Annotated in this window: 2 protein-coding genes and 1 pseudogene; 1 reads left to right on the forward strand and 2 read right to left on the reverse strand. The window is 67.2% G+C overall.

The features are described 5' to 3' along the window. A pseudogene (locus PV419_RS52810) lies at nucleotides 1-186 on the reverse strand (hypothetical protein); the annotation flags it as partial. A gap of 406 nt (nucleotides 187-592) precedes the next feature. Here PV419_RS52810 and PV419_RS52815 point away from each other — a divergent pair. After that, on the forward strand, nucleotides 593-766 hold the full coding sequence (locus tag PV419_RS52815) for a hypothetical protein (RefSeq protein ID WP_319701235.1): 174 nt from the start codon (nucleotides 593-595) through the stop codon (nucleotides 764-766). Between the two features lie 197 nt (nucleotides 767-963). On the opposite strand, the gene PV419_RS52820 is transcribed toward PV419_RS52815, so the two are convergent. Next, nucleotides 964-1,340, reverse strand: a 377-nt coding sequence (locus PV419_RS52820) for a hypothetical protein (protein WP_319701236.1), incomplete at its 5' end; no start/stop codon positions are given.

Consider the following 1,340-nt stretch of genomic DNA (forward strand, 5'->3'; position numbering starts at 1 on the left):
CAGGACGAAGGCCTCGTGCCCCACGGCGCCCAAGTCGTCCTGGTGAACGATGAGATCGGAGGTCTTGCCGCCGTCCTCGTCCCCGCCGCCACCGCCGGCCGCGGCAAGCTGGTTGAGCCGCGTTCGGGCGCTCTGCTGCCCGGCCGCTTCGGCCTTGAGCTGAGACCACTCGCTGTCGAACGACATTTCCCCGTTACCTCCCGTAGAGAACATCAGCGCGTCTGGTTCTGCGGCCGTCCCTCCGCTGGCCAGCCGCACCACATCGCGAATAAAAACGTATGCTAGCTGAATCGGATGACATCACTCCGGCTGCGGCCGGGCAAAGTCAGCCTCAATTCGTCAGCGGGGTTCGCTTGCTGATTGATCCGGCGGTTCGCCCGTAATGTTCTTGGCCGGTACGGGATGGGCTGTCGCGTGACGCCGCGGCTGCGCCGGGTTCCACGGGCTCGGAGACTGCGAAGGTCCCTCTTTCTTCCCCGTACGCGACAATTCCGATTCGAGGATCACCTTCCGCTGGGCGGCGGCCGGGCCCCAGGAGCAGCGGATCGACCACCGCGACGTCGCGGGGCGGAAGCGGGCGCTCGTCGACCGGATGGCCGCCGTCCGCTGGGGAGGGGCGGACGGCGATCACGGCGCGGCGTTCGACGACTACGAGCGGCGCATGGGGCCGTTCGTCGCGCTCAACCAGGCGCTGGCCACGGAGAATCCGGGCCGGCCGGCCTCCGAGGCCTCGGTCGAGCGGGCCAAGAACGCGATCTCGCTATAACCAGGCCAATCGGTCATCAGGAGACGGCCGTCGCGTAGGCGCAGGGGGGCAGGGCACAGGGCAGCGTCGGCGGGGACGTGGAAGTGCTCCAGGGGGCCGCCCGCCGGCGCCGACCCGCCACCGGTCCCTCCGGCCGTGCGCGCGCAGACACCTTGGGCATCCCATGGCCACCGGGCTCCACCGTCACGACTTCCCTGTTATGCGGTCAGCAGAGAGCGGATTTGGGCGTGGCCCGCGTCGGACGGGTCTCCGCCGTGGATCTTGGCCAGCGTGCGCTTGGCCAGAACGTCGACCGTGACGGCCCGGCGAATTTCATGATTGACGGATTCGGCGTACGACTGCGGGGAGTCCAGTGACCACCGCGACCCGCCGTCTCCGAACTCATGGAAACTCACGGTGCCGTCGGAGTTGTCAGAGACCTTGAACCCGTCGTCCTGCGCGCTTGCGACGAGCCATTTGACTTTGGACTGATGTGCAGTCAGCTGGGAATGCGCGTCGTCCAGGATGGCATAGATGCTGCTGGCCTCCTTGTACAGGTCCTCGAACTCTTTCGCGGTCTTGCGGACGAATTCAT

Source organism: Streptomyces sp. ME19-01-6, from assembly GCF_033793745.1.
In the GTDB taxonomy this organism is placed as follows: domain Bacteria; phylum Actinomycetota; class Actinomycetes; order Streptomycetales; family Streptomycetaceae; genus Streptomyces.

What these genes read in the sequence shown, in the direction of transcription:
- PV419_RS52815 (WP_319701235.1), top strand. Translation starts at nt 593, where the DNA reads ATGGCCGCCGTCCGCTGGGGAGGGGCGGACGGCGATCACGGCGCGGCG.